The 25,035-nt window shown below is 69.6% G+C and carries 22 protein-coding genes; 14 read left to right on the top strand and 8 right to left on the bottom strand.

Translation table 11 applies throughout. The features are described from left to right. The first annotated feature begins 122 nt into the window (after positions 1-122). Entirely contained in the window at positions 123-2,042 is a 1,920-nt protein-coding gene (locus ABL840_RS00525; protein ID WP_093300435.1) for a sigma-54-dependent Fis family transcriptional regulator, read from the top strand. Between the two features lie 11 nt (positions 2,043-2,053). Here the strand turns inward: ABL840_RS00525 and ABL840_RS00520 are convergent, their stop codons facing one another. Continuing rightward, the gene (locus tag ABL840_RS00520; RefSeq protein ID WP_093300434.1) at positions 2,054-3,274 is read right to left on the bottom strand and encodes a glycosyltransferase; all 1,221 of its coding nucleotides are present in this window, start codon (positions 3,272-3,274) and stop codon (positions 2,054-2,056) included. Continuing rightward, positions 3,271-3,939: a TetR/AcrR family transcriptional regulator gene (locus tag ABL840_RS00515; protein WP_093429311.1), complete on the bottom strand. Its 669-nt coding sequence runs from the start codon at positions 3,937-3,939 to the stop codon at positions 3,271-3,273. The genes ABL840_RS00520 and ABL840_RS00515 overlap by 4 nt, the downstream gene beginning before the upstream one ends. A gap of 252 nt (positions 3,940-4,191) precedes the next feature. Here ABL840_RS00515 and ABL840_RS00510 point away from each other — a divergent pair, with 252 nt between their 5' ends. Further along, on the top strand, positions 4,192-5,994 hold the full coding sequence (locus tag ABL840_RS00510; protein ID WP_093300431.1) for an NAD(P)/FAD-dependent oxidoreductase: 1,803 nt from the start codon (positions 4,192-4,194) through the stop codon (positions 5,992-5,994). 59 nt (positions 5,995-6,053) lie between these two features. Here ABL840_RS00510 and ABL840_RS00505 read toward each other — a convergent pair whose 3' ends face one another. After that, the gene (locus tag ABL840_RS00505; RefSeq protein ID WP_093300429.1) at positions 6,054-6,761 is read right to left on the bottom strand and encodes a Crp/Fnr family transcriptional regulator; all 708 of its coding nucleotides are present in this window, start codon (positions 6,759-6,761) and stop codon (positions 6,054-6,056) included. A 77-nt stretch (positions 6,762-6,838) separates the two neighbouring features. Next, entirely contained in the window at positions 6,839-7,222 is a 384-nt protein-coding gene (locus tag ABL840_RS00500; RefSeq protein WP_093195729.1) for a DUF1090 domain-containing protein, read from the bottom strand. A 152-nt stretch (positions 7,223-7,374) separates the two neighbouring features. Here ABL840_RS00500 and ABL840_RS00495 point away from each other — a divergent pair, with 152 nt between their 5' ends. The 4 genes from ABL840_RS00495 to ABL840_RS00480 are packed head-to-tail and all read left to right on the top strand — an operon-like array spanning position 7,375 to position 12,311. Next, positions 7,375-8,295 (top strand): 3-keto-5-aminohexanoate cleavage protein, encoded by a 921-nt coding sequence (locus tag ABL840_RS00495; protein ID WP_093195730.1) that lies wholly within the window; start codon positions 7,375-7,377, stop codon positions 8,293-8,295. Positions 8,296-8,333: 38 nt separating this feature from the next. Continuing rightward, entirely contained in the window at positions 8,334-9,545 is a 1,212-nt protein-coding gene (locus tag ABL840_RS00490) for an ABC transporter substrate-binding protein (RefSeq protein WP_093300428.1), read from the top strand. After that, the gene (locus tag ABL840_RS00485; protein ID WP_093300586.1) at positions 9,542-10,492 is read left to right on the top strand and encodes a 3-hydroxyacyl-CoA dehydrogenase NAD-binding domain-containing protein; all 951 of its coding nucleotides are present in this window, start codon (positions 9,542-9,544) and stop codon (positions 10,490-10,492) included. The genes ABL840_RS00490 and ABL840_RS00485 overlap by 4 nt, the downstream gene beginning before the upstream one ends. A gap of 1 nt (position 10,493) precedes the next feature. Continuing rightward, entirely contained in the window at positions 10,494-12,311 is a 1,818-nt protein-coding gene (locus ABL840_RS00480) for a feruloyl-CoA synthase (protein ID WP_093300426.1), read from the top strand. A 21-nt stretch (positions 12,312-12,332) separates the two neighbouring features. Here the strand turns inward: ABL840_RS00480 and ABL840_RS00475 are convergent, their stop codons facing one another. After that, the gene (locus ABL840_RS00475) at positions 12,333-13,274 is read right to left on the bottom strand and encodes a LysR substrate-binding domain-containing protein (protein ID WP_418116165.1); all 942 of its coding nucleotides are present in this window, start codon (positions 13,272-13,274) and stop codon (positions 12,333-12,335) included. Positions 13,275-13,397: 123 nt separating this feature from the next. Here ABL840_RS00475 and ABL840_RS00470 point away from each other — a divergent pair, with 123 nt between their 5' ends. Genes ABL840_RS00470 through ABL840_RS00460 form a run of 3 tightly spaced genes read left to right on the top strand, consistent with a single transcriptional unit; the run spans position 13,398 to position 16,556 of the window. After that, positions 13,398-14,765, top strand: a complete 1,368-nt coding sequence (locus tag ABL840_RS00470; protein ID WP_093195734.1) for an MFS transporter — start codon at positions 13,398-13,400, stop codon at positions 14,763-14,765. Between the two features lie 16 nt (positions 14,766-14,781). Further along, on the top strand, positions 14,782-15,297 hold the full coding sequence (locus tag ABL840_RS00465; protein WP_093300423.1) for a GAF domain-containing protein: 516 nt from the start codon (positions 14,782-14,784) through the stop codon (positions 15,295-15,297). Then, entirely contained in the window at positions 15,294-16,556 is a 1,263-nt protein-coding gene (locus ABL840_RS00460; protein WP_093300422.1) for a metal-dependent hydrolase family protein, read from the top strand. The genes ABL840_RS00465 and ABL840_RS00460 overlap by 4 nt, the downstream gene beginning before the upstream one ends. 16 nt (positions 16,557-16,572) lie before the next feature. Here ABL840_RS00460 and ABL840_RS00455 read toward each other — a convergent pair whose 3' ends face one another. Next, the gene (locus ABL840_RS00455) at positions 16,573-17,355 is read right to left on the bottom strand and encodes a PaaX family transcriptional regulator (RefSeq protein WP_418116164.1); all 783 of its coding nucleotides are present in this window, start codon (positions 17,353-17,355) and stop codon (positions 16,573-16,575) included. Positions 17,356-17,437: 82 nt separating this feature from the next. Between ABL840_RS00455 and ABL840_RS00450 the strand changes: the two genes are divergently transcribed. Continuing rightward, positions 17,438-18,220, top strand: a complete 783-nt coding sequence (locus tag ABL840_RS00450) for a crotonase/enoyl-CoA hydratase family protein (RefSeq protein ID WP_093300419.1) — start codon at positions 17,438-17,440, stop codon at positions 18,218-18,220. A gap of 15 nt (positions 18,221-18,235) precedes the next feature. On the opposite strand, the gene ABL840_RS00445 is transcribed toward ABL840_RS00450, so the two are convergent. Next, positions 18,236-19,630: a PLP-dependent aminotransferase family protein gene (locus tag ABL840_RS00445; protein ID WP_093300417.1), complete on the bottom strand. Its 1,395-nt coding sequence runs from the start codon at positions 19,628-19,630 to the stop codon at positions 18,236-18,238. 157 nt (positions 19,631-19,787) lie between these two features. Between ABL840_RS00445 and ABL840_RS00440 the strand changes: the two genes are divergently transcribed. The 3 genes from ABL840_RS00440 (at position 19,788) to ABL840_RS00430 (ending at position 22,977) form a co-directional block, all read left to right on the top strand. Beyond that, positions 19,788-21,074 carry a hydroxymethylglutaryl-CoA reductase, degradative gene (locus ABL840_RS00440; protein WP_093300416.1) on the top strand — a complete coding sequence of 429 codons (1,287 nt, stop codon included), beginning with the start codon at positions 19,788-19,790 and terminating at the stop codon, positions 21,072-21,074. A gap of 65 nt (positions 21,075-21,139) precedes the next feature. After that, positions 21,140-21,592 carry a hypothetical protein gene (locus ABL840_RS00435; RefSeq protein WP_093195741.1) on the top strand — a complete coding sequence of 151 codons (453 nt, stop codon included), beginning with the start codon at positions 21,140-21,142 and terminating at the stop codon, positions 21,590-21,592. Next, positions 21,589-22,977: a tripartite tricarboxylate transporter permease gene (locus tag ABL840_RS00430; protein WP_093300414.1), complete on the top strand. Its 1,389-nt coding sequence runs from the start codon at positions 21,589-21,591 to the stop codon at positions 22,975-22,977. Before ABL840_RS00435 ends, ABL840_RS00430 begins: the two co-directional genes overlap by 4 nt. 7 nt (positions 22,978-22,984) lie before the next feature. Here the strand turns inward: ABL840_RS00430 and ABL840_RS00425 are convergent, their stop codons facing one another. Continuing rightward, positions 22,985-24,358 (bottom strand): hypothetical protein, encoded by a 1,374-nt coding sequence (locus ABL840_RS00425; protein WP_418116163.1) that lies wholly within the window; start codon positions 24,356-24,358, stop codon positions 22,985-22,987. Between the two features lie 93 nt (positions 24,359-24,451). Here ABL840_RS00425 and ABL840_RS00420 point away from each other — a divergent pair, with 93 nt between their 5' ends. After that, positions 24,452-24,874, top strand: coding sequence for a hotdog fold thioesterase (locus tag ABL840_RS00420; RefSeq protein ID WP_093300412.1), 423 nt, complete (start codon positions 24,452-24,454; stop codon positions 24,872-24,874). The last annotated feature ends 161 nt before the right edge of the window (positions 24,875-25,035 follow it).

Raw genomic sequence — 25,035 nt, 5'->3', positions numbered from 1 at the left:
GAAGCGTAACCGAAGGGTTCCACCACCGGGTTTCACCTCTGTGCTGCGACAGTGCGACAGCCGAATGATGCTTGGCTGCACGGCCTCGGCGTGGCCGTGCCCATCCACTCGCGAGGCTGCGCATGACGTCCCTGCAATCGCGTCACATCGACAACGTCTATTCCATCGCCACCGGCGCGGCGCTGGCCGATCCGGCCCGGAGCCTGGTCCACAAGTCGTGGGCGCGATGCGTGCGCGACCACGGGCTCGATCCGTCGAAGCCGAGCCCGGCGCGCATCCTTCCGGCGCAGGAGGTGCGCGCGCACCAGCAGCAGCTGGAGCACTTCCTGCGCGCCGCGCGCTCGGGCATGGAAGACATCTACCGCCGCGTGGCCGACCTGGGATACATGGTGCTGCTGACCGACGCGGAAGGCATCACCGTCGACTACATCGGCAACCCCGCGTGGGACGACCAGCTGCGCAAGGCCGGCCTCTACCTCGGTGCCGACTGGAACGAGGCGCACGCGGGCACCTGCGGCGTGGGCACCTGCCTGGTCGAGCGCCAGCCGATGACCTGCCACCAGACCGAGCACTTCGACGCCACGCACATCGCTCTGACCTGCACCACCGCGCCGCTGTTCGACCACAGCGGCAAGCTCACGGCCGTGCTCGACGTGTCGGCGCTGCGCTCGCCCGAGGCCAAGGAGAGCCAGCATCTCGTGCGGCACCTGGTGGCCATCTACGCGCGAATGATCGAGGACGCCGACTTCCTGCGCGCCTTTCGCGGGCACTGGATCCTGCGACTGGGCAGCGCCTTCGGCCTGGTCGACGTGGCGGGCGAGGTGATGCTGGCCTTCGACGAAGGCGGTACGGTGGTGGGCGCGAATGGCGGCGCGCGGCAGGCTTTCGCCGGGCGCCCGCCGGGCGGCCCGGTATCCGAATGGCTGCACATGCCGATGGATGCGATCTGGCGCATCGGCAACGGCGGTGCATCGGCCATGCCCTTCGCCCACACGGTGCTGCTGCCCGGCGGGGGTGAGTACCACGCGTCGCTGCTGGCGCCGCGCGTGCGGCGCGCCGCCGCCCCGGCATCCGCGACGCCGGCCCCACGCCCCAGCGACCGCCTGCCGCCGCTGGAACGCATCGCGGGCGACGACCCGCAGATGCAGAAGCTGCTGGCGCAGGCACGTCGCCTCGTGGATCGCGGCATCCACGTGCTCGTCGAAGGCGAGACAGGCAGCGGCAAGGAAGTGCTGGCGCGCGCGCTGCACGGTGCGAGCAGCCGCGCGGCGATGCCTTTCGTGGCGGTGAACTGCGCGGCCATTCCCGATTCGCTGATCGAGAGCGAGCTGTTCGGCTACACGCCCGGCAGCTTCACCGGCGGCCGCGCCAAGGGCATGAAGGGCCTGATCGCGCAGGCCGACCGGGGCACGCTGTTCCTCGACGAGATCGGCGACATGCCGATGGCTTTGCAGACGCGGCTGCTGCGCGTGCTCTCCGAAGGCGAGGTGCTGCCGCTGGGCGCCGAATCGCCGCAGCGCGTGGACATCGCGGTGGTGGCGGCCACGCACCGGCACCTGCCCGGGCTGGTGGCCTCGGGACGTTTCCGCGAAGACCTCTACTACCGCCTGTGCGGCGCGGTGCTGAAGCTGCCGCCGCTGCGCGCGCGCGGCGACATGCGCTACCTGATCGAGGGCATGTTCAACGAGGAGGCCGCGGCGATGCCTTCGCCGGCACGGCTGTCGGAAGAGGCGATGCAAAGGCTGCTGGCGCACGACTGGCCGGGCAACCTGCGGGAGCTACGCAACGTGCTGCGGCTCGCGCTGGCGCTTTGCACCGGCGCGAGCGTGAGCGCGCAGGACCTGCAACTGCAGCCGCGCGCGAACACGGTCAGCGACACGGAGCCAGATGAAGACGTTGCCGCCGAAGCCGGGCGACTGCTCGACGCGCTGAAGCGCCACCGCTGGCATGTGGCGCGCGCGGCCGACGAGCTCGGCATGAGCCGCGCGACCGCCTACCGTCACATGAAGCGGCTGGGCATCGTGGTGCCGCGCCGCGGGTAGCTGCGACAGTCTCAGGTCGCGGCAGGCACGAAGCGCTCGATCGCGGCGACGGCCTGCCCGAGGCCGTCTTCCGCGCGCATCCGTTCGCCCAGCGCCCTGGCCCGTGCGCGCGCCTGCTCACCTTCCGCGAAGGCAATGCCGCGCGCGAGATCGTCCGCGTGCAGGCGCGCACCCACCACTGCCGGAGGCGCGACGCCGGCCTCGGCCAGCCGGTGCGCCCAGAAGGGCTGGTCGCCCGCGAAGGGCACGACAACCGAAGGCACGCCGGCTCGCGCAGCCGAATGGCTGGTGCCCGAGCCGCCGTGATGCACCACCAGCGCGGTGCGCGGGAACAGCCAGTCGTGCGGCGTGTCACCCACCACATGGAAGTTGGAAGGCAGCCCCTGCGTGTCCATGCCGCCCCAGCCGGGATGCAGCAGAGCGCGGCGGCCGGCGACGCCGTCGATCACCGCTGTACGCAATCGCTGCCTGTCGAAGCCCGTCATGCTGCCGAAGCCCACGTACACCGGCGGCTCGCCCGCAGCCAGAAAGGCTTTCAACGCGGACGGCGCCTGCCAATCCTGCGCGGGCGGAATCCATTGGCCGCAGACCATGGCGTTGTCGGGCCAATCGGTCGGCCGTGGCACGAGGCTCGGGGAAACGCCGTAGAGCATCGGGTGCGTGTTCCACATCGCGCGCCGCGGCGGCAGCCTGGCAACCTCCGCGCGCGCGGCGTTGATCGCCGGTCGGAAGGCGCGCCAGAGCATCGCGTTGATGAAATGGTGGCTCATGCGGCGCAGCAGGCGCGGCACCCTGGCAGGCGGCAGGAACGGCGAAGCGAAGGCCGAAGTAGGCGTGAGCGGGAACATGCCCGCCCCGATGGCCGGCACGCGCAGCGCCTCGGCCGCCGAGAGGCCGGTGAATGCACCGAGGCCGGAACACACGATCGCGTCGCAGCCGCTCGCCGCCTCGATGGTCTGGCGCAGCCACGCCGTGGCATTGGTGTTGGCGATGTCGGCCAGCGCCTTCATGGCCGCGGCCGGTCGATCGCCGAGCGCGATCACGTTCGCCAGCGTGCCCTGGATGTCGCCGGCCAGCGCCTGGGAGCGCACACCCAGCCGCTGCGCCGCGTCGAGCGTGGAGGCGTCCGCCAGCAGCACCGAGCCGTGGCCCGCGTCGTCGAGCGCACGGCATAGTGCGGCGAGCGGGCGCGCGTCGCCCTCGGTGCCGTAGGTGACGACGGCGATCTTCATGACTGCGGCCTCCTCCGCGCGGCCTTCGCATCCTTGCCTGCCTGCGCGCCGGCGATGAAGAGATCGGCGATCACCTCGAACTCCTCGCGCAACACCAGCCCGGGCAGCGTGAGCCAGCGCATCAGCGCGCCGAAGTACAGGTGATGCAGCAGCGAGGCAAGGTGCGCGGACGAGACGTCGGTGCGCAGGGTGCCGTTCTTCTGGGCCGCCGCGATCAGTGCGTCGAAGAGGCCGATGAGATCGCGCGGGAGGTCGTCGCCGTTGCCGCTCTCCGCGCCGCCACCCTGGAGCTCGCTCTCGATGTTGAGAAAGCGGAAGCGGAAATAGTCGAGCAGGTAGTCGCGGTGCTGCCCTGTCCATTCCGCCGACTCCTCGAGCAGGCGGGAAAGCTGCTCGCCGAAGCCCGCCTGCCAGTCGATGGCCGCATGCAGGCGCCGGGTGTCGTCCGCGAGCTTCAGATGCACCCAGTGCGCGAGGATCGCGTCCTTGGTCGGGAAGTGGTTGTAGAGCGTGCCCTTGGCAAGGTCCGACTGCTGGGCGATCTGCTCCATGGTGGTGGCGTCGTAGCCCTGCGACTCGAAGAGGCGCATGGCGATGGCGGCCACGTGGTCGAGCGTCTGGGCGCGCCGGCGTTCGCGGCGGCCTGGGAGTTCGGGTGCTGGCAAGTTCTTGCCCTCGAAATTTGAACGTCGTTCAAGTTTATACGATGCTCAAATTCTGGTGTCCGGCCTTGCTGCGTCGCAAATCCGTCGCAAGACCGTCTCATCCGCGCCGAGACGGCGTGCGACCGCTGCGACAAAAACACCGCCAAGTGCTTGATCCGCCGTCACCGGCACCGCGGCACGGAAGCTGCGCAGCCGGCATCGCGCCGCGCCTGCCGTGCCGCGCATCCATCAACGACGCTACGGAGACATGCAATGACAGACCCGACCACCGGCCCGACCAAGGCCGCCGCCCAATGGCTCGCCGACTTCGCCGCTGCCCTCGCGCGCGGCGACATCGACGCGGCCGTCTCGCTGTTCGAGCCCGACAGCTTCTGGCGCGACCTCGTCGCCTTCACCTGGAACATCCGCACGCAGGAAGGGCCCGAGGCCATCCGCGAGATGTTGCGGGCGCGGCTGGCCGACACGCAGCCCACGGCCTTCGCGGTGGAAGGCGAGGCGACAGAGGCCGACGGCGTGGTCGACGCTTGGTTCAGCTTCGAGACGCGCGTGGCGCGCGGCCGGGGCCACCTGCGGCTTCGCAACGGCAAGGCCTGGACCCTGCTCACCACCATGACCGAGCTCAAGGGCTTCGAGGAGAAGACGGGCGACAACCGCATCAAGGGGGCGGAGCACGGGGTGCACAAGGGTCGCAAGAACTGGCTGGAAAAGCGCCGCGACGAAGAAGCCGCGCTCGGCTACACCGAGCAGCCCGAGGTGGTGATCATCGGCGGCGGCCAGGGCGGCATCGCGCTGGGGGCGCGGCTGCGGCGGCTGGGCGTGCCGACCATCATCGTGGAGCGCAACGCGAAGGCCGGCGACTCATGGCGCAAGCGCTACAAGTCGCTGTGCCTGCACGACCCGGTCTGGTACGACCACCTGCCCTACATGCCCTTCCCCGACGACTGGCCGGTGTTCGCGCCCAAGGACAAGATCGGCGACTGGCTGGAGATGTACACGAAGATCATGGAGCTCAACTACTGGAGCTCCACCATCGCGAAGAAGGCACACTTCGACGAAGCCTCGCAACGCTGGGAGGTGACGGTCGAGCGCGAGGGCAAGCCGGTGGTGCTGCGGCCGAGGCAGCTGGTGTTCGCGCTGGGCGTGTCGGGCTATCCGAACCTGCCGAAGGTGGCGGGCGCCGAGAACTTCAAGGGCGACCAGCATCACTCCAGCCAGCACCCCGGGCCCGAGGCCTACGCGGGCAAGAAGTGCGTGGTGCTGGGCTCGAACAACTCGGCGCACGACATCTGCGCCGCGCTGTGGGAGCACGGCGCCGACGTGACGATGATCCAGCGCTCGTCGACGCACATCGCGCCCTCGCAGTCGCTCATGGAGCTGGCGCTGGGCGGGCTCTACTCCGAGCAGGCGGTGAAGAGCGGCATCGACCACCACAAGGCCGACCTGATCTTCGCGTCGGTGCCCTACAGGATCATGCACACCTTCCACATCCCGGTGTACGAGGAGATGAAGAAGCGCGACGCCGACCTGTACTCGCGGCTGGAAAAGGCTGGCTTCCTGCTCGACTTCGGTGCCGACGGCTCCGGCCTCTTCATGAAGTACCTGCGACGCGGCTCGGGTTACTACATCGACGTGGGCGCGTCGGAGCTGGTGGCCAACGGCAGCATCCACCTGAAGAGCGGCGTGAACATCGAGCGGGTGAACGAGCGCTCCGTAACGCTGACCGATGGCACCGAGCTGCCAGCCGACCTGCTGGTGTACGCCACCGGCTACGGCTCGATGAACGGCTGGCTCGCCGACCTGATCTCGCCCGAGATCGCCGACAAGGTCGGCAAGTGCTGGGGGCTGGGCTCCGACACGCCGAAGGACCCGGGCCCCTGGGAAGGCGAGCTGCGCAACATGTGGAAGCCGACGCAGGTCGACAACCTCTGGTTCCACGGCGGCAACCTGCACCAGTCGCGGCACTACTCGCAGTTCCTGGCGCTGCAGCTGAAGGCGCGGATGGAAGGCATCGACACGCCGGTGTACGAGCGGGCGCCTTCGCATCACGTGCGCTGAACGGGTGTCGTCCCCTCTCCCTCTCCCGCTAGCGGGAGAGGGAGAGGGAGCAAGTCCTTTCACTCGATGAAGCGCCGCAGCCCTTCGATGTCGATCACGGTGATCCCTCCGTACTCGATGCGCAGGAAGCCCGCCTCCTTCAGCCGGTTCAGCGCCGCGTTGCAGCGCTGGCGCGACACGCCCGAGAGATTGGCGATCTCTTCCTGCGAGGTCTGCAGGTGCGGCTCGCTGCCCGGGTGCAGCCAGGGGTGGAACAGCCCCGCCAGCGCGCGCGCCACCTGGCTGTCGGTGTCGAGCAGGCGGTGCGCCGCGTAGTTGCCCATGAACCAGTGCAGCCGCTCGTTGATCTGCTGCAGCAGGAAGTGGTCGAAGCCGCGCTGCGTGCGGTGCAGCCACTCGAAGGTTTCCAGCGGCAGCGCCGCCACCCGGCTCGGCCGCAGCGCGATGATGTCGGCCGAGCGCGGCAGCGCGCGCAGCAGCGTGCCCTCGCCGAACCAGCTGCCCACCGAGAGCCCGCCGAAAGTCACGGAGCGCCCGTCGCTTGAGGTGATCGACCACTTGAGCAGGCCCTCGAGCGTGCCGTACCAGTGCATCGGCGTGTCGCCGCGCCGGCACAGCGCGGCGCCGGCGGCCACCTCGACCTCGCGCATCTCCTCGAGCACGCGTTCGCCCGCGCTCACGTCGAGCAGCGGGAACCAGGCCGAGCCTTGCAGCAGTTGGGGGATCGTCAGCGATGCCGAACGGGGGGCCGGCTTGGTCGTGGGCATGGGATGAAAAAACGGACAGCGCGGCGCGCGCCTTCTTGCTGTGTTCTCTGCTCTTCTTGTTCTGCGTTCCTGCGTGCCTACTGCGCGCCCTTGAGCTGCTGCAGTTCCGCCTGCGCCTCGCGCAGTTTGTCCTCGCGCCTGGCCACCTTGTCGGCGCCGCCGTTGCGTCTGGCATCGCGCAGGTCGCGCTCGCGTTTCGCCACCTCGCGCTCCTGGTCGCGGATGCGCCGCTGGTGCTCTGCCGCCAGCTTCGCCTCGGTGCAGTTGCGGCGCACTTCGGCGAGCGCTTTCTCGAGCCCGCGCAGGCGCTGCTTCTGGCCCCGGGCCTTGGCCTCCTCGATGTCGCGGCCGATGGCCTCGCGCTTGGCCTCGCAGGTGGTGGGCGCCGGCGCCGGTTGCGCGGCGGTCCAGGTCGAGGCCAATGCCGCCGAGGCGGCCAGGAGGATGGGCAGCAGTTTCATGAGGTCTCCTTGAAGCGCGCGATGGCGCAAGAGCGACTTTAGCCGGTGGCGCAGGTAAACCCTGCCCTCAAATGTCGTCGCGATGACTGAGTACGAATGCGTTCAAAAAAATAATTGCCCGCCCCCATGAAAGACTCCAGGAGCCCCCGAGCATGTCGAAGCGCAAAGTGATCGTGACCATCGCCCCCACCGGCGGCATGGCGCACAAGTCGCAGAACCCCCACCTCCCCACCCAACCCGCCGAGATCGCCGCCGACGTGCTGCGCTGCTGGAACGCCGGCGCCAGCGTGGTCGCCATCCACGCGCGCCGCCCGGACGACGGTGCCACCTGCGACGCCGAGGTGTACCGCGACATCAACAGCCGCATCCGCGCAGGCGGCTGCGACATCGTCATCAACAACTCCACCGGCGGCGGCGTGCACGGCGACATGGTGAAGCCGCTGGCCGGCGATCGCTGGGAGATCGCGTGGGAAGAGCGCATCAAGGGCATGGACGCCGGCGCCGAGATGTGCACGCTCGACGCCACCACGCTCAACCTGAGCTTCGAGGGCAAGCAGATCCTGATGGACACGCCCATCACCCGCGGGCGCGAACTGGCCGCCGGCATGAAGGCGCGCGGCATCAAGCCCGAGTGGGAGGTGTTCAGCCCCACGCACATCCTGCAGGACACGACCACGCTGATCGGCGAAGGCCACGACGACGAGCCCTACTTCATCAACCTGGTGATGAACGTGCACCGCAACTTCCAGAACGCGATGCCGTATTCGCCGCGCTTCCTGCAGATGATGGTCGACACACTGCCCAAGGGCAGCATCTTCTGCGTGAGCGGCATCGGCCCCTCGCAGCTCGAGGCCAACGTGGCGGCGCTGCTGCTGGGCGGCCATGCGCGCGTGGGCCTGGAAGACAACCTCTACTTCCGCCAGGGCGAGCTGGCCACCAACGTGCAGCTCACCGAGCGCATCGTGCGGGTGATCCGCGAGCTCGACATGGAAGTGGCCACGCCCGCCGAGGCGCGGCAGATGATGGGCCTGCCGCGGGTGGGCACGCCAAGGCCCGAGTTCGCGCTGGGCTGACGGCGCACGACAAGAAAAAAGCAACCGGAGACAAGCACATGAGCACTCTTTCCCGCACCGCCCTCGCCACTGCCATCGGCATGGCATTCGCCGCCGGCGCATCGGCCCAGGTGTCCGACGACACGATCCGCATCGGCTTCATCAGCGACATGTCGGGCATCTACCGCGACTACGACGGCCCGGCCGGCGCCGAGGCCATCCGCATGGCGATCGCCGACATGGGCGGCGCCATCGGCGGCAAGAAGATCGAGCTGGTCACGGCCGACCACCAGAACAAGCCCGACATCGCAGCCGCCAAGGCGCGCGAGTGGTTCGACGTGCAGAAGGTCGACATGCTGATCGGCGGCGTCAATTCCGGCGCTGCCATCGCCATGGCGGGCGTGGCGGCCGACAAGAAGAAGCCCTACTTCGTGGTGGGCTCGGGCGCGTCCAGCCTCACCAACGAGTACTGCTCACCCTACACGGTGCACTACGCCTACGACACGGTGGCCATGGCGCGCGGCACCGCGAGCGCGGTGGTCAAGGCCGGCGGCAAGAGCTGGTACTTCGTGGCGGCCGACTACGCCTTCGGCGCCGCGCTGCAGAACGACGCGACCAAGACCGTGCTGGCGAGCGGCGGCACGGTGGCCGGCTCGGTCAAGCACCCGCTGGGCGCGAGCGATTTCTCTTCCTTCATGCTGCAGGCGCAGAACTCGAAGGCACAGGTGCTGGCGCTGGCCAACGCGGGAGGCGACACGGTCAATGCCATCAAGTCGGCGGCGGAGTTCGGCATCGCCAGGAACATGAAGCTGGCGGGCATGATCATCACCATCAACGACGTGCACGCGCTGGGCCTGAAGGCGTCGCAGGGCATGTACCTCACCGACAGCTGGTACTGGAACCAGACCCCCGAGGCACGCGAGTGGTCCCGCCGCTTCTTCGACAAGCACAAGCGCATGCCCTCCTCCTTCCATGCCGGCGACTACTCGGCCGCGCTGCAGTACCTGCAGGCGGTGAAGGCCGCGGGCAGCGACGACGCCGACAAGGTGATGGCCCAGTTGCGCAAGACGAAGTTCAATGACATGTTCGTCAAGGGCGGCTGGCTGCGCGACGACGGGCTGATGGTGCACGACATGCACCTGATGCAGGTGAAGGCGCCGGCCGAGTCGAAGGAACCCTGGGACTACTACAAGGTGGTCGAGCCGATCCGCGGCGAGGCCGCATGGACCACGAAGGCGGAGAGCCGCTGCGCGCGGTGGAAATCGACATGAGCACATCCTCGTTGGAAATCAAACGCGTGGCGGTGGTCGGCACCGGCGTGATCGGCGCGAGCTGGGTCGCGCACTTCCTCGCGCACGGGCTGGACGTGAACGCGACCGACCCCTCGCCAGGCGCGGAAGAGAGGCTGCGCGAAGCCGTGGCGCGGCACTGGCCGACGCTGGAGCGCTTCGGCCTGGCTCCGGGCGCCTCGGTGGACCGCCTGCGCTTCCACGACAGCCTGGAAGACGCCGTCTCGGTGGCCGACTTCGTCCAGGAGAACGGCCCCGAGCGCATGGATTTCAAGATCGACCTGTTCCGCCGCATGGACGCGGCCGCGCCGCCCGAGACCATCCTCGCCTCGAGTTCCTCGGGCCTGGCGATCAGCGGCGTGCAGTCGGGCTGTGCGCACCCGCAACGCGTGGTGCTGGGGCATCCGTTCAATCCGCCGCACCTGATCCCGCTGGTGGAAGTGATCGGCGGCGAGCAGACCTCGGCCGAAGTCATCGAGCGCACGATGGCGTTCTACGCGGCCATCGGCAAGCGGCCGATCCACGTGAAGCGCGAGGTGAAAGGCCACATCGCGAACCGGCTGCAGGCGGCGCTGTGGCGCGAGGCCTTCCATCTGGTCGACCAGGGCGTGGCCAGCGTGGCCGACATCGACGCGGCCATCGCGCACGGACCCGGCCTGCGCTGGGCGGTGATGGGGCCGTTCATGAACCTGCATCTGTCGGGCGGCGCGGGCGGCATCGAGCATGTGCTCGCGCACCTGGGCGGGCCGATCGAGGACTGGTGGAAGGACCTGGGCGCACCATCGATGACGGCCGAGCTGAAGCAGCAGGTGGCGCAAGGCGTGGCCGAGGAGCTTGGTCAACGCCGTACGGCAGATCTCGAATCCGCCCGCGACACCCTGCTGTTAAACCTGATTCGCGCCAAGAGCGACACCGGCAGACTCGACTGAAATGACCGACTTCCTCCTCGATGAAAGCCTGATCGCCCCGCCCCGCACGGTGCGCATCGATTTCGACGACGGCTCCTTCGCGCTGCGCTCGCCGATGGCTCTGAAGCCGTATGCGCGCTGCATCGGCGAATGGATCGAGCGCTGGGCACATGAAACGCCCGACGCGCTGGCCTTCGCCGAGCGCGACGAGAGCGGCGAAGGATGGCGCAAGCTCGACTACCGCGCGCTGCGCCAAGCGGTAGGCGCAGTGGCGCAGGGCCTGCTCGACCTGAACCTGCCGGCGGGCCAGCCGGTCGTGATCCTCTCGGACAACGCCATCGACCACGCGGTGCTGATGCTCGCGGCCATGCACATCGGCCGCACCGCCTGCTCGCTTTCCAGCGCCTACTCGCGCATGGCCAAGGACCCGTCGCGGCTGCACGGCATGCTGCAGGCGCTGAAGCCGGGGCTGATCTACGCATCCGACGCGAAGGTGTACGGCGGCTCGCTCGCGGGCTGCGGCGTCGAGGCGATCACGGTGTTCAGCCGCAACGCCGATGCGCATCCGGGTGCGCTGGCCTTCGACAGCCTGCTCGCGGCGAAGGAAACGCCCGCCGTCATGCAGGCCTTCGCCAACGTGCTGCCCGACACGCACGCCAAGTACCTGCTGACCTCCGGCTCCACCGGCAAGCCCAAAGTGGTCATCAACACGCACCGCATGCTGTGCGCCAACCAGCAGATGATGGCGCAGACCTGGCGCTTCCTCGCGCACGAAAAGCCGGTGCTGGTCGACTGGCTGCCCTGGAGCCACACCTTCGGCGCCAACCACAACCTGCACATGGTGCTGTGCCACGGCGGCGCGCTCTACATCGACGAGGGCCGGCCCGCGCCGGGCCTGATCGAAAAGACGGTGCGCAACCTGCGCGAGGTGAAGCCCACGCTGCTTTTCAACGTGCCGCGCGGCTTCGACATGCTGCTGCCCTTCCTCGAGGCCGACGATGCGCTGGCTGCCGAAGTGCTCTCGCGGCTGCGCCTTGCCTTCTACGCGGCGGCGGCGCTCGCGCCCTCCACCTGGCAGAGGCTCGAGGCGGTGGCCCGGCGCGTGCGCCCCGAGCGGCCGCTGTGGCTCACCACCTCGTGGGGCGCGACGGAGACATCGCCCGCCATCACCTCGGCGCACTGGAAGCTCGACGGCGCCGGCTGCATCGGCGCGCCGCTGCCGGGGCTGGAGCTGAAGTTCGTGCCCAACGGCGAGAAGCTGGAGATGCGCGTCAAGGGCGTCTCGGTGTTCCCCGGCTATCGCGACGCACCGCGCGAGACAGTGCAGGCCTTCGACGAGGAAGGCTACTACCGCATCGGCGACGCCGGCTTCCTGGCGAACCCGGTGCAGCCCGCGCAGGGCGTGATCTTCAACGGCCGGGTGGCGGAAGACTTCAAGCTCTCCACCGGCACATGGGTGTCGGTGGGTACGCTGCGCGTGAAGCTGGTGTCGCTGCTCGCGCCGCATGTGCAGGACGTGGTGCTCACGGGCCACGACCGCGACGAGATCGGCATGCTGGTGTTCGCCAGCCCACAGGGTGCCGCTCTTGCTCCGCAGGCGCTGGGCGAGCGCATCGCAGGCGTGCTGCGCTCGCTGCGCGACGAAGGCGCGGGCTCCTCGCAATGCCCGGCCTGCGCGCTGGTGCTGGCGGAACCGCCGAGCCTCGACGCGGGCGAGATCACCGACAAGGGCTACATCAACCAGCGCGCCGTGCTGACGCGGCGCGCGGCCGAAGTCGAGCGGCTGCATGCGCGCTCGCCCTCCGGCGCCGATGCGCTGGTGGTGCGGCTCGAAGGCTGACGTCCCGGCGGGGGCAGGCGCTCAGGCCTGCTCGAACAGGTCCAGCAGCGTGTTCTTCAGCCACCGGTGCAGCCCCGAGCTCTCGTTGCGCTGGTGCCAGAAGAGCTCGATGATGCGCGGCGGCGCCTCCAGCGGCACGGGCATCTTGCGCAGGCCCGTCAGGCGCGGAGGCTCGAACTTCTCGGACCAAGGCAGCACGGCGATCAGGTCGGAGCGGCGCACCACCTCGTATGCCGCGCCGTAGTGGTTCACCGTCGCGACCAGGTTGCGCTGCAGCCCGCGGCTGCGCAGGAACAGGTCGTAGGTGGGCGTGGTCTTGCCGACCAGACTCACGTCCACGTGGCGGGCGGCGAGAAACTTCTTCAGCGGAATCCTGTCGGCGCGCGCCAGCGGATGGCCCGCGCGCATGACGCAGACGAAGTCGGGCGACCACAGCGCCCGCGACTTGAGGAATGCCGGCCGCCGCACCTCCTCGTTGTAGACGCTGATCGCGAAGTCGGCCTTGTTGTCGGCCAGCACCGGGCCGAAGTCGACCAGCGTGTTCGGAATGGCGTGGACCTGCATCGACGGCGCGACCTTGCCCAGCCTCTGCGCCAGCCGAGGCACCACGATGGACGACACGTAGTCGGACATGGCGATGCTCACGCTCGCGGTGCTGCGCAGCGCGTCGAAATGCTCGATGTCCATCGTCGCGCGGATCGCCTGCAGCGACTGCGACAGCGGCTCCCACAGGTCGATGGCGCGCCGCGTCGGGTTGACGCCCGCGCCGCTGCGCACGAAGAGCGGATCGTCGAAGGTGTCGCGCAGCCGGCGCAGCGCGTTGCTCACCGCCGGCTGCGTCAGCGACAGCTTGCCGGCCGCGCGCGTGACGTTGCCTTCGGTCATGAGCGCCTCGAACACCTTCAGCAGGTTGAGGTCGGCGTTGCGGTAGTTCATGGCGTGCCCCGATCGTTCGTTCGTCATTTCATTCACTGGGTCAATGAACACAATCACGCATATAAATTTGTCGTGATATCCCCGCGATCCTACGATCTGCCGCTTCGTCACCGTTGCTCTTCAACGCTCCACCGAAGTCGAGGGATTCACATGACCATGCTGTCGGCCCGCATCGAGCGCCTGCCGTTCTCCGGCTTCCATCGGCGCCTGCTCCTCATGGGAGGACTGGGCTACACCTTCGATGCGATGGACGCCGCGGTGATCGCGTTCGTGCTGCCGGTGCTGCGCACCGAATGGGGGCTCGGCAGCGTGCAGATCGGCGTGCTGGCCAGCGCGAACTTCATCGGCTTCTTCTTCGGCGCGCTCGCGGCCGGCACCTGCGGCGACCTGTTCGGGCGGCGCAAGGTGATGATGTCGGCGCTCGCGATCTACTGCGTGGCCTCGCTCTTCAGCGGCATGGTCGACAGCTGGACGCTGTTCCTGGCCCTGCGCATCGTGGCCGGCTTCGGCGCGGGAGCCGAAAGCGCGATCATCGCGCCCTACCTGTCGGAATTCGTGGCGCGCCGCTACCGGGGCACCTTCACCGGCGCGCTGGCCGGCTTCTTCTCCTTCGGCTTCGTGGCGGCGGCGTTGCTGGGCTATTTCATCGTGCCGGCGCACCCGCAGGGCTGGCGCATCGTGATCTTCATCACCGCGCTGCCGGTGCTGCTCCTGCTGTGGTGGCGCCGCGCGCTGCCGGAGTCGCCGCGCTGGCTCGAAAGCCAGGGCCGGCAAGCAGAGGCCGACACGATCGTCGACGCGATGGAGTCCGACATGGCGCGCCGCGGCCTCGCGCTGCCCGCCCTCAACGAGGAGGACGTGGCCGCGCCGCCGCCCAGCAGCAGCCGCGGCAGCCTGCTGAAGAACTACGCCACGCTGGTGTCGCGCAGGCTGATGCGCATCAGCGTCATGACCTGGCTGATGTGGCTGTCGATCACCTTCAGCTACTACTCGTTCTTCACCTGGATCCCGAGCCTGCTGATCCAGAACGGCATGACCATCACCAAGAGCTTCGGCTATTCGCTGGTGATGTACCTGGCGCAGATCCCGGGCTACTTCTCCGCCGCATGGCTCAACGAGAAGATCGGCCGGCAGGCCACCATCGTGGGCTACATGCTGCTGGGCGGACTCTCGGCGCTGGGGCTGGCCTTCACGCACAGCGACACGCAGATCATGGCGGCGGGCGTGCTGCTGTCCTTCTTCATGAACGGCACCTACGCGGGCGTCTACGCCTACACGCCGGAAGTGTTCCCGACGCAGGTGCGTGCCACCGGCGCGGGGCTGGCATCGGCCATCGGGCGCATCGGCGGCATCACGGCGCCGATCCTGGTCGGCTTCGTGTATCCGACATTGGGCTTCGCGGGCGTGTTCGGCATGACGACGGCGGTGCTGCTGCTGGGCGCGGCAGCCGTCACCTTCATGGGCATTCCCACGCGGGGCCGTTCGCTGGAAGACATTGCGGCGGCCGAGCTTTCCTGAACGACAAGCGACATTCATGCACCCAAGGAATCTTCTTCTGGACGAATCGCTGTCGGCCGTCGCCCTCGCGCACGCCGACACGCAGCAACCCCAGGCCACCTTCGACGCGATCGACAAGGCGCTGGCCACGACCATCGGCCACAGGCTCTTCACCATCCTGGTCCACCATCGCGAGGCGCGCGAGTCGGAGCGCATCTACACCAACATGCGCGACGCCTACCCGGTGGGCGGACGCAAGCCGATCACCGATTCGCCGTGGATGCGGCAGGTGATGCAGCGCGGCCTGCCCTACATCGGGCGCACGGCCGACGACATCCGCGACGTGTTCTTCGACCACGAACTCATCGTGTCGCTGGGCTGCCGCAGCGTGCTGAACATTCCGCTGCGGTGGCGCGGCGAGACGCTGGGCACGCTCAACATGCTGCACGAGGAGAATTGGTACGACGACGGACACGTCGAGACCGCGCGCGTGTTCGCGCAGCTGGCGGTGCCCGCCGTGATGGAGCAACAGACCAAGGAGTCGCCCGCATGACGAACGCAGTGCTTTTCAGCAACGCCCACCTGCTCGACCCGCAACGCGCCGAGCTGCTGGAAGACCATCACGTCCTCGTCGAGGACGGCGTGGTCCGCGAGGTTTCCGACAAACCGATCCGCAGCGCCTCGGCCCGCGTCATCGACGTGAAGGGCAAGACCGTGATGCCCGGCCTCATCGACCTGCACGTGCACGTGATCGCGGTGGAGCTCAATCTCTCGCGGCAGGTGCACATGCCCAACGTGCTGGTGACGCTGCGCAGCGTGCCGATATTGCGCGGCATGCTGCGCCGCGGCTTCACCACAGTGCGCGACGCGGGCGGCGCGGGCTTCGCGTTCAAGCAGGCCATCGACGCCGGGCTGGCGCAGGGCCCGCGCCTGTTCGTCTCGGGCCGCGCACTCAGCCAGACCGGCGGCCACGGCGACATGCGCGCGCGCTCCGACTACCTGAGCAGCAACAACGACGGCGCCTGCGCCACCTGCGTGCGCGTCGGCGCGCTGGCGCGCGTGGCCGACGGCGTGGATGCGGTGCGCAAGGCGGTGCGCGAGGAACTGCAGATGGGCGCCGACCAGATCAAGATCATGGCCTCGGGCGGCGTGGCCTCGCCCACCGACCCGGTGGGCGCCTTCGGCTACAGCGAGGACGAGATCCGCGCCATCGTCGCCGAGGCCGAGGGACGCGGCACCTACGTGATGGCGCATGCGTACACCGCCGCGGCCATCGCGCGCGCGGTGCGCTGCGGCGTCCGCACCATCGAGCACGGCAACCTCGTCGACGCACCCACCGCCGGGCTCATGGCGCAGCTGGGTGCGTACGTGGTGCCCACGCTCGTCACCTACGACGCACTGGCCACCGAGGGCGAGAGCCTAGGCCTGCCGCCGGAGAGCGTGGCCAAGGTGGCCAGCGTGCGAGAAGCCGGCCTTCGCTCACTGGAGATCTACAAGGCCGCGGGCGTGAAGATGGGCTACGGCTCCGATCTGCTGGGCGAGTCGCAGCGCCTGCAGAGCAACGAGTTCCGCCTGCGCACGGAGGTGCTGTCGCCGGCCGAGGCCATCGCCAGCGCGACCACGGTGGGCGCCGAGGTGCTGGGCATGGGCGACCGTCTGGGCCGGCTGGTGCCCGGCGCTCTGGCCGACCTGCTGGTGGTGGACGGCAATCCGCTGCGCGACATCGGCTGCCTGCTGGGCCAGGGCGAACGCATTCCGCTGGTCATGAAGGAAGGCGTGGTGCAGTTCGACGAACTGGCCGCCGCGCGCTGAAGCGCCGCCGCGGGGACTACGGCTGCGCCAGCCACTTGCGCCACAGCACCAGCGCCTTGTCCTGGTAGCGCCGGGTGGCGGCCAGCAGCGCCGCGCGCGGCTCGGGCGACATGAGTTCGGCCGGCAGCAGCGGATCGCGAATGAGATGCCCGATCACGGCCCGCCCCAGCAGCAGAGACTCGCGCGTCGCGGTTTCGAGCTTCTGCGTGCGCAGGCGCTTCTCGCTGCGCTCCAGGCCCGTCTGCAGGCGGCGATAGCCGGCCTCGAGCGTGCGCACGTTCCACAGCTTGCGCGCGGCGGCCTGCGCGGCATCGTCGAGGTCGGCCAGCCGGAACACCAGTGCGCTGGACGCGAGCCCCAGCGCCACCAGCTGCGCGCGTTCGGCCTCCAGCCCTCCCGCGAGGTTGTCGGGGCGGATGTGCAGGCCCGGCCGCAGCGCCGCGAATCCGCGCAGCGAGAGCGCGAGCGCGTGATGGCGCCATGCGGTCTTGTCGGTGCGCGACACGCCCGCGTCGTGCACCGCGAGCCAGTCGCCGCGCCACGCGACCGCCTGCGCCTGCTTGTGCCGCCAGTCGTCGACCGCGCGCGAGAGCGCCGCGCCGCGCCGGTCGAGCGAATAGCTGCCGCGCTCGCCGCGGGCGATCTTGCCCTCGGCCGCCAGCCGCGTCAGGCCCACGCGCAGGGTCGACTCGCCGATGCCCATGAGCGCGCCCGCGCGGCACAGCGACTGCGCGCTGAGCGTGCCGCCGTCGGCCACGAGCAGGTCGAGGATCAGGTCGGGGGCGCTGGGGATCGCCACCGGTACATTACATATTTTGTCCATCGTTGCGAAATGAAGAAATATTTCCTACGATGGGATTTTGCCCCGGAAGGAGCTGTGCATGGCCATGCAATACGTGAGCTGCGACACAGATGGCGCCGTCTGCACCATCACCCTGAACCGGCCCGACAAGCGCAACGCGGTGGACGGCCCCGTGGCGGCCGAACTGCGCGAGGCCTTCGGCCGGTTCGAGGCCGAAGATGCGCTGCGCGTCGCGGTGCTGACCGGCGCGGGCGGCAACTTCTGCGCGGGCGCCGACCTCACGGCCGTGGGCGATCCGGCCCGCCGCAACGAGCTCGACCCCGAAGGCGGCGGCAACGGCCCGATGGGGCCGACGCGCATGGCGCTGTCGAAACCGCTGATCGCGGCGGTGAACGGCTTCGCGGTGGCCGGTGGTCTCGAGCTCGCGCTGCTGGCCGACCTGCGGGTGGCCGACGAGGACGCTGTGTTCGGCGTGTTCTGCCGCCGCTGGGGCGTGCCGCTGATCGACGGCGGCACCGTGCGGCTGCCGCGCATCGTGGGCATGGGGCGCGCGCTCGACATGATCCTCTCTGGCCGCCCGGTGGGCGCGCCCGAGGCGCTGGCGATGGGCCTGGTCAACCGCATGACGCCGCCCGGCGGCGCGCTGGCCGCCGCGCAGGAACTGGCACAGCAGCTGTCGGCCTTTCCGCAGCAATGCATGCTGGCCGACCGCCGCTCGGCCTACGAGCAATGGGACATGCCGCTCGCACAGGCGCTGCGCCGCGAGGGCGCCCAGGGCGTGCCGGTGGTCTTCGCGGAAGGCAGGGACGGTGCCGCGCGCTTCGCCGGCGGCGAAGGCCGGCACGGGGAGTTCGGGCGCTGACGACGCCGCGGGCGCTCAGCCCGCCTGCCGGCGCAGCGCGACGCGCAGCGCCTTGGCGAAGCGCGGGTCGGCCATGGCGCCCACGTTGAAGCGCGACCAGCGCGACACCTGCGTCGAGTCGACGCTGAAGATTCGCCCCGGCGCCATCACGATCTTGCGCGGCAGCAGCTCCTTCGCGAAGGCCAGTGAATCCGCCACGCCGGGCAGCGCGGCCCACACGTAGAGCGACTGCGGGGTGCGCGCGAACACCTCGGCGTCGACCGATTCGAAGAGCCTGATCGCATTGCGCGTGGCCTCGCCCAGCCGCGCCTGCAGGCGGTTGAGGTGCCGCTGGTAGTGGCCCTCGCTCAGGATGACGTCGACCGTGCGCTCGCAGTATTCCGAGCTGCTCACGTGGATCAGCGCCTTCAGGTCGGCGAGGTCGCTCGCGAGGTCCGCGCCGCAGGCGATGAAGCCCACGCGCAGCGCCGCCGAGAACGACTTGGAGAAGCTGCCGATGTAGATCGTGCGCTCCAGCTGGTCGAGCGCGGCCAGGCGCGGCAGCGAGGTGGGCTTGAAGTCGGCCAGCGGATCGTTCTCGACGATCAGCAGGTCGTGCTTCTGCGCGAGCTGCAGCACGCGGAATGCCTTGGCGGGCGAGATGTCGGAGCCGGTGGGGTTGTGCGCGATCGACTGCGTGAAGAACAGGCGCGGCCGCTCGGCGACGAGCAGTCGCTCCAGCGCCTCGAGGTCGGGCCCGTCGGCCAGGCGCGGCACGCCCAGCACCTGGGCGCCCGCCAGCTTGAGCTTGCCGAACAGCGGGTAGTAGCCCGGGTCGTCCACCAGCACCTTGCCGCCGGGCGGCACGAAGTAGCGGATGACGATGTCCATCGCCTCGTTGGCGCCGTGCGTCAACACGATCTGCCGCGGCTCCGCGCCGATGCCGAAGTCGGCGAGCTTGCGCACGAGGTGGTCGCGCAGCGGCGCATAGCCGAAGCGGCTGCCGTAGCGGAAGAGCGCGCCCAGCCCCGTGCGGACCACCTTGGGGTGGTACTTGTCGAGCCGCACGTCGGCCAGCCATGCGATGGGCGGAAAGCCGTCGCCCACGGCGATCGCGTCGGGCTGGGTCTTGAGCTGCTCGCGCATGAGCCAGACGATGTCCATGGCGCGACCGAGGCTGCCGGCATCGTCCTCGGCCGGCTTCGCTGCCTGTTGCTGCTGCGGGGGGCGCACGAAGTAGCCCGAGCCGCGCCTGGGCTCCACCAGTCCGCGCGCGACCAGCAGCTCGAAGGCGGCCACCACGGTGTTCTTCGCGTAGCCGTGGAGCTGCGCCAGTTCGCGCAGCGAAGGCAGCTTGTCGCCGGCCTTGTAGGCGCCGCTCGCGATCTGGCGCTCGATGGCGTTGGCGAGCGAATCGGCAATGGTCGTCATGGGCTTCGACTGTGACACAGCGGGCACGGATGGCCGCCTGCTGTCCGCACTGTCCCGACAAACTGTACCTTCCGCCGGCGGTACAGCCGACCTAAATTGCCCGCTCCCGAAACCGACTCCAGAACCTCCTTTCTTTCGAACGAAGAGACACGCAACGATGGTCGCCGACTCCCGCATTCCCAATTTCCGCGCACTCACTCCCGCGCAGCGCCTCGAGCACCTCGCGCGCGCCGCATCGCTCGCCGCCGACGAGAGCGCCCTGCTCGAAGCACCCGGAGCCCTCGGCGTGGAACGCGCCAACGGCATGGTCGAGAACGTGATCGGCACCTTCGAGCTGCCGCTGGGCGTGGCCGGCAACTTCACCGTGAACGGCCGCGACTACCTCGTGCCGATGGCGGTGGAAGAGCCCTCGGTGGTGGCCGCGGCTTCCTTCATGGCCAAGCTGGCGCGCGAAGGCGGCGGCTTCGAGGCCTCGAGCACCGGGCCGCTGATGCGCGCGCAGGTGCAGCTGATCGGCGTTGCCGACCCGTACGGCGCGCGGCTTGCGCTGCTGCGGGCGCGCGAACGGATCCTCGAGGTGGCCAACAGCCGCGACAAGGTGCTCATCGGCCTGGGCGGCGGCTGCCGCGACATCGAGGTGCACGTGTTCGACGACACGCCGCGCGGCCCGATGGTGGTGATGCACCTGGTCGTCGACGTGCGCGACGCGATGGGCGCGAACACCGTCAACACGATGGCCGAGGCGGTGTCGCCGCTGGTCGAGCAGCTCACGGGCGGCACGGTGCGCCTGCGCATCCTCTCGAACCTGGCCGACCTGCGGCTGGCCCGTGCGCGCGTGCGGCTCGAACCCGCCGTGCTCGCCACGCGCGAGCGCAGCGGCGAGGAAGTGATGGAAGGCGTGATCGACGCCTACACCTTCGCGGCCGTCGACCCCTACCGCGCGGCGACGCACAACAAGGGAATCATGAACGGCATCGACCCGGTGATCGTCGCCACGGGCAACGACTGGCGTGCGGTGGAGGCAGGCGCGCATGCGTACGCCTGCCGCAACGGCCGCTACACCTCGCTCACGACCTGGGAGAAAGACAACCGCGGCGCGCTCGTCGGCACCATCGAGATGCCGATGCCCGTGGGCCTGGTGGGCGGCGCGACGAAGACGCATCCGCTGGCGCGGCTCGCGCTGAAGATCCTCGACGTGAAGTCTGCGCGGGAGCTCGGCGAGGTGGCCGTGGCGGTGGGCCTCGCGCAGAACCTCGGCGCGCTGCGCGCGCTGGCCACCGAGGGCATCCAGCGCGGCCACATGGCGCTGCACGCCCGCAACATCGCGCTGGTGGCGGGCGCCACGGGCGAAGAGATCGACGCGGTAGCCAAGCAGATGGCCGCCGAGCACGACGTGCGCACCGACCGCGCGGTGGTGCTGCTCGAGGCGCTGCGCGGGAAGTAGGCACAGGCGCGACGGACGACCACAAACACAAACACAAACACAACCACAGACGGAGACAACGAGAAATGAACGCAGAAGAAGCAGCGCCCGCCCGCTGGCGGCTGGTGGAGATATGGGGCGACACGGCCGACCTGGGCCACCTTGCATGGTCGATCGTGATCGGCGTCGCGGTGAGCCTCGCGGGCTACCTCGTCGCCAGCCGCGTGCTCGCGGGCACGGTGGGCACGCCCGAGCTGGCGCGGGCCTACGCCATGCTCGCCGGCCTGGGCGGCTGCGTGGTGTCGGGGCTGATCTGCGCGCGGCTCTTCGAGCCGAAGCGCGAGGTGGTCGAAGGCACGGCGGCCGACCCGCGCTGGCGCGAGGAGGTGCTGGCCGAACTCGCCGCCGAACACGGCGGCCTGGGCTCGATGGACGACCTGCCGCCCGTGGTGGTGCGCGAGATGAAGGAGCTCGAGATTCACGAGCTGTTCGCGTCGTACGAGCCCCGCGCCCGGCGTATCGAAGGAGCCGCGCAATGATCGACGCCGCGCTCCTGAACCAGATCCTCGTGGCCACGGGCATGGGCCTCGTGGGCGCCGTGGTGTTCGCGGCCATCGGCCTCGTGTCGGGTACCGACGAGACCACCACGCTCGCGCCGCTCACCCTGCTGGTGGTGCTGCTGGGCGTGCCGCCGGTGGGCGTGTTCACCTTCTTCCTGGCGGCGGCCGTGGCCAAGCACATGACGCACGCGGTGCCGACCGCCCTGCTGGGCATTCCGGGCGACACCATGGCCACGCCGCTGCTGCAGGACGCCAACGTGCTGCGCAACCTGGGCGTGCCGCACATCGCGCTGCGCAAGATGGTGTCGGGCGCGATCATCGCGGCCTTCATCGCGGTGCCGCTGGCCGTGCTGTTCGCGGTGCTGCTGGCGCCCTACGGCGCGGCCATCACCAAGGCGGCGCCGTGGATCTTCGTGGCGGCGGCGGTGGCCATCGCGTACTTCTCCAGCGGACGCTGGGCCTCGGTGGCGACGCTGGTGCCCTTCGTGATGGTGATCGTGGCGCTGCAGGCGCTCACCGGCAAGTACGGCGTGAAGCTCAGCATCAGCTACTTCCTGGGCATTGCCATCGGGCCGCTGGTGGCCGACCTGTTCTCGGTGATCTCGCCCGCCGCGCGTGCCCGCATGAAGCGCGACAAGGTCCGCACCTTCTCGCTGGCGCCCGACGTGAAGGGCTGGTCGGGCTACTTTCCCAACCCGTTCAAGGTGCTCGACCGCGGACAGGTGAAGTGGACCTTCGCGACGGCGGCGGTCTCCAGCGCCACCTTCGTGTTCAGCCCGGTCGCGATGACGGTGGTGCTGGGCGAGCTGGTCGGCTCGCGCATCAGGCATGCGTACCACCGCCTCACCACCACGCTGGCCGCGCGCAACGGCGTGACCGAGGCCACCTACATCGCCGAGGCGCTGATCCCGCTGATCGCCATCGGCCTGCCGCTGAGCCCGGTGGCCGCCGGGCCGGCCGCGCCCCTCTTCAACGCCCCGCCGGTGTTCACCATCGACGCGGCCAGCGGCCAGACGCACAACCTGCACAACCTGCTGAACCACTGGGAGTTCCTGGGCTACGGCATGCTGGCGGTGATCCTGGCCGCGCTGGTGGCCTATCCGTTCACCATGAACTTCGCGCGCCGCGCCGCGCTGTTCGTCTCGCGCAAGGTGAGCCACGAGGCGATCATCGCGACCTTCGTCGGGCTGATCGTGGTCATCAGCGTGTGGGAAGGCCAGCTGCTCGGGTTGCTGGTGATCCTGACGATGGGGCTGCTGGGCGGGCTGCTGTCGCGCGCGATCGGGTTCAACACCGGCGTGCAGTTCATGGGCTACTACACGGCGGTGCTGACGGTGCCGGCGGCGATCAAGGCCTTTGCCTAGAGTCCGGCTAGGGTCGGGGCTGGGGCCTGGCCTTGGGCACGGGCTTCGGCGCCGGCTTCTTCGGCTTGTCCCCGCCGAGGAGTTTCTCCACTTGCTGCCCCAGGCGCGCCCCGATGGCGGTGCCCACGCCGGGCAGCACCGCGCTGCCGATGGCCGCGCCGGTGAGCGCGGCGCCGGTCAGCGAAAGCTCGGGGTCGCTCGCGGTGCCGCCGATCTTGAGCGGCACGCCGACCACGCCGTCGACGAGGTCCACCGCGATCTCGCCGTCGAGCTTGCGGTTGAAGAGCTTCAGGTTGCCGCTGGCCGTGAGCACGCCGGAGCGGGCCTTGAGGTTGCTGTACTGCATCACCACGCCGTCTTCCGTGCCCTGGGTCTCCAGCGTGCCGCTGAGCTCTTCCAGCGAGGTGGTGCCTCCGCGGCTGATGCCGGCGGTGGTGACGGCCTTTGCGACGTCCAGCCTGGTGAGGGTGGCCGGCTGCACCGAGAAGGCAGTGCGGGTGCGCAGGCTGCGGATCAGCGCGCCGAGTTCGTCCGTGCTCGCCGCCTCGGCCGAGAGCGTGGTGGTGCCCGAGAACTTGCCCGCCACCGAGGTGCGGCGCCCGAAGGCCTGCGCCAGGCTCTCGATGTCGATCTGGCGCGGCTCCAGATCGGCCGAGAGCTGGAGCTTTCCGTCGGGCTGGGTCTCGAGCCGGAAGACGCCGTTCCAGGTGCCGCCGCCCGCGTCGATGCGGGTGCGCCAGCGGTCCTGCCCGGCCTGGCGGTCCAGCCGCAGGCGCACGGGCTGGGCCGGCGGCTCCAGGCCGGCACGCTCGAGCCTGGCCTGGCGCGGGCGCCAGCCGGGGTCGAAACGGATCTCGCCGTCGTAGGCCAGCGCGATGTCGCGCCGGTCGATCCAGGTCACGTCGCGCCAGCGCAGCTGTTCCACGGGCACGGGAGCGAGCGTCCACGGCGCGGGCAGCGCGACGATGCCCCCTCCTCCGCCTTCCTGCGGCCTGGGCCCCTTGCCCCGGAACGCCCGTACCGAGGCGCGCGGCAGCACCAGGCCTTCGACCTCGATCTCGTCCACCGCGATGACGCGCTGCAGCAGCGGCGCGGGGTCGAGCCGCAGGGTGACGCGACGCAGGGTGATGGGGCGCGGCTGGTCGGTGGCGATGTCGGACAGCACCAGCACGGGCACCGGCAGCAGCGTCCAGTGGGCCCCGCCCACCTTCAGGGCGACGCCGAAGCGCTTCTCGAAGGCCTCGGCGATCTTCGCGGCCACCTCGTCGTCGGTGGGAAGGCGCGTGCTCACCACCCACGCCAGCGCGCCCAAGCCCAGCAGCACTGCGGCGGCAATGCCGATGAGCCAGTGGCGCAGAGGGCTCTGCAGAGGGCGCTTCATCGGCGCAAGGTAGCACGCAAAGGCGACTCGGTTTGTCAGTCGCCATCGCTATAGTTTTGGCCACTGTTACAGGCAAGAAGAAAGAAGCACCGAATGCGTATCTGGAAAAAAGATATCTCCGTCGAGGCGCTGACGCGCAATCATGTGGGCACCGCCGTCTCGACGCTGGGCATGGAGTTCCTGGAGGTGGGCGACGACTTCATCCGCGCCCGCTGCCCGGTGGACGAGCGCACCCGCCAGCCCTACGGCATCCTGCACGGCGGGGTGTCGGTGGTGCTGGCCGAGACGCTGGGCTCCTGTGGCGCCCACTACTCGGCCCCCGAGGGCGACCGGGCCGTGGGCCTGGACATCAACGCCAACCACATCCGCTCGGTGACCAGCGGCTGGGTGATCGGCACGGCACGGCCGGTGCACCGGGGGCGCACCACGCAGGTCTGGCAGATCGACCTGACGAACGAGGCGGGCGAGCTGACCTGCGTGTCGCGCATCACGATGGCGGTGCTGCAGCCGCGCTGAGGGCGAAGGCGGCCGCCTTCCCGCCCTCCTCTTCCTCTTTCTCCGGCACAGGGTGCGTGCCGGTGTTCAGGCCCGGGTTCATCGCCCACAATCACGCCCCGGGAAAGCCGGAGCGTCCGGGCCCCACCGCGCACAACACCCCAACAAGAGGAGAAAGAAAA

Source organism: Variovorax sp. NFACC27 (genome assembly GCF_048301545.1).
GTDB lineage: Bacteria > Pseudomonadota > Gammaproteobacteria > Burkholderiales > Burkholderiaceae_C > Variovorax > Variovorax gossypii.
Note: the sequence above shows the minus strand (reverse complement) of the source record. Positions and strands in the feature narration are given on the sequence as shown.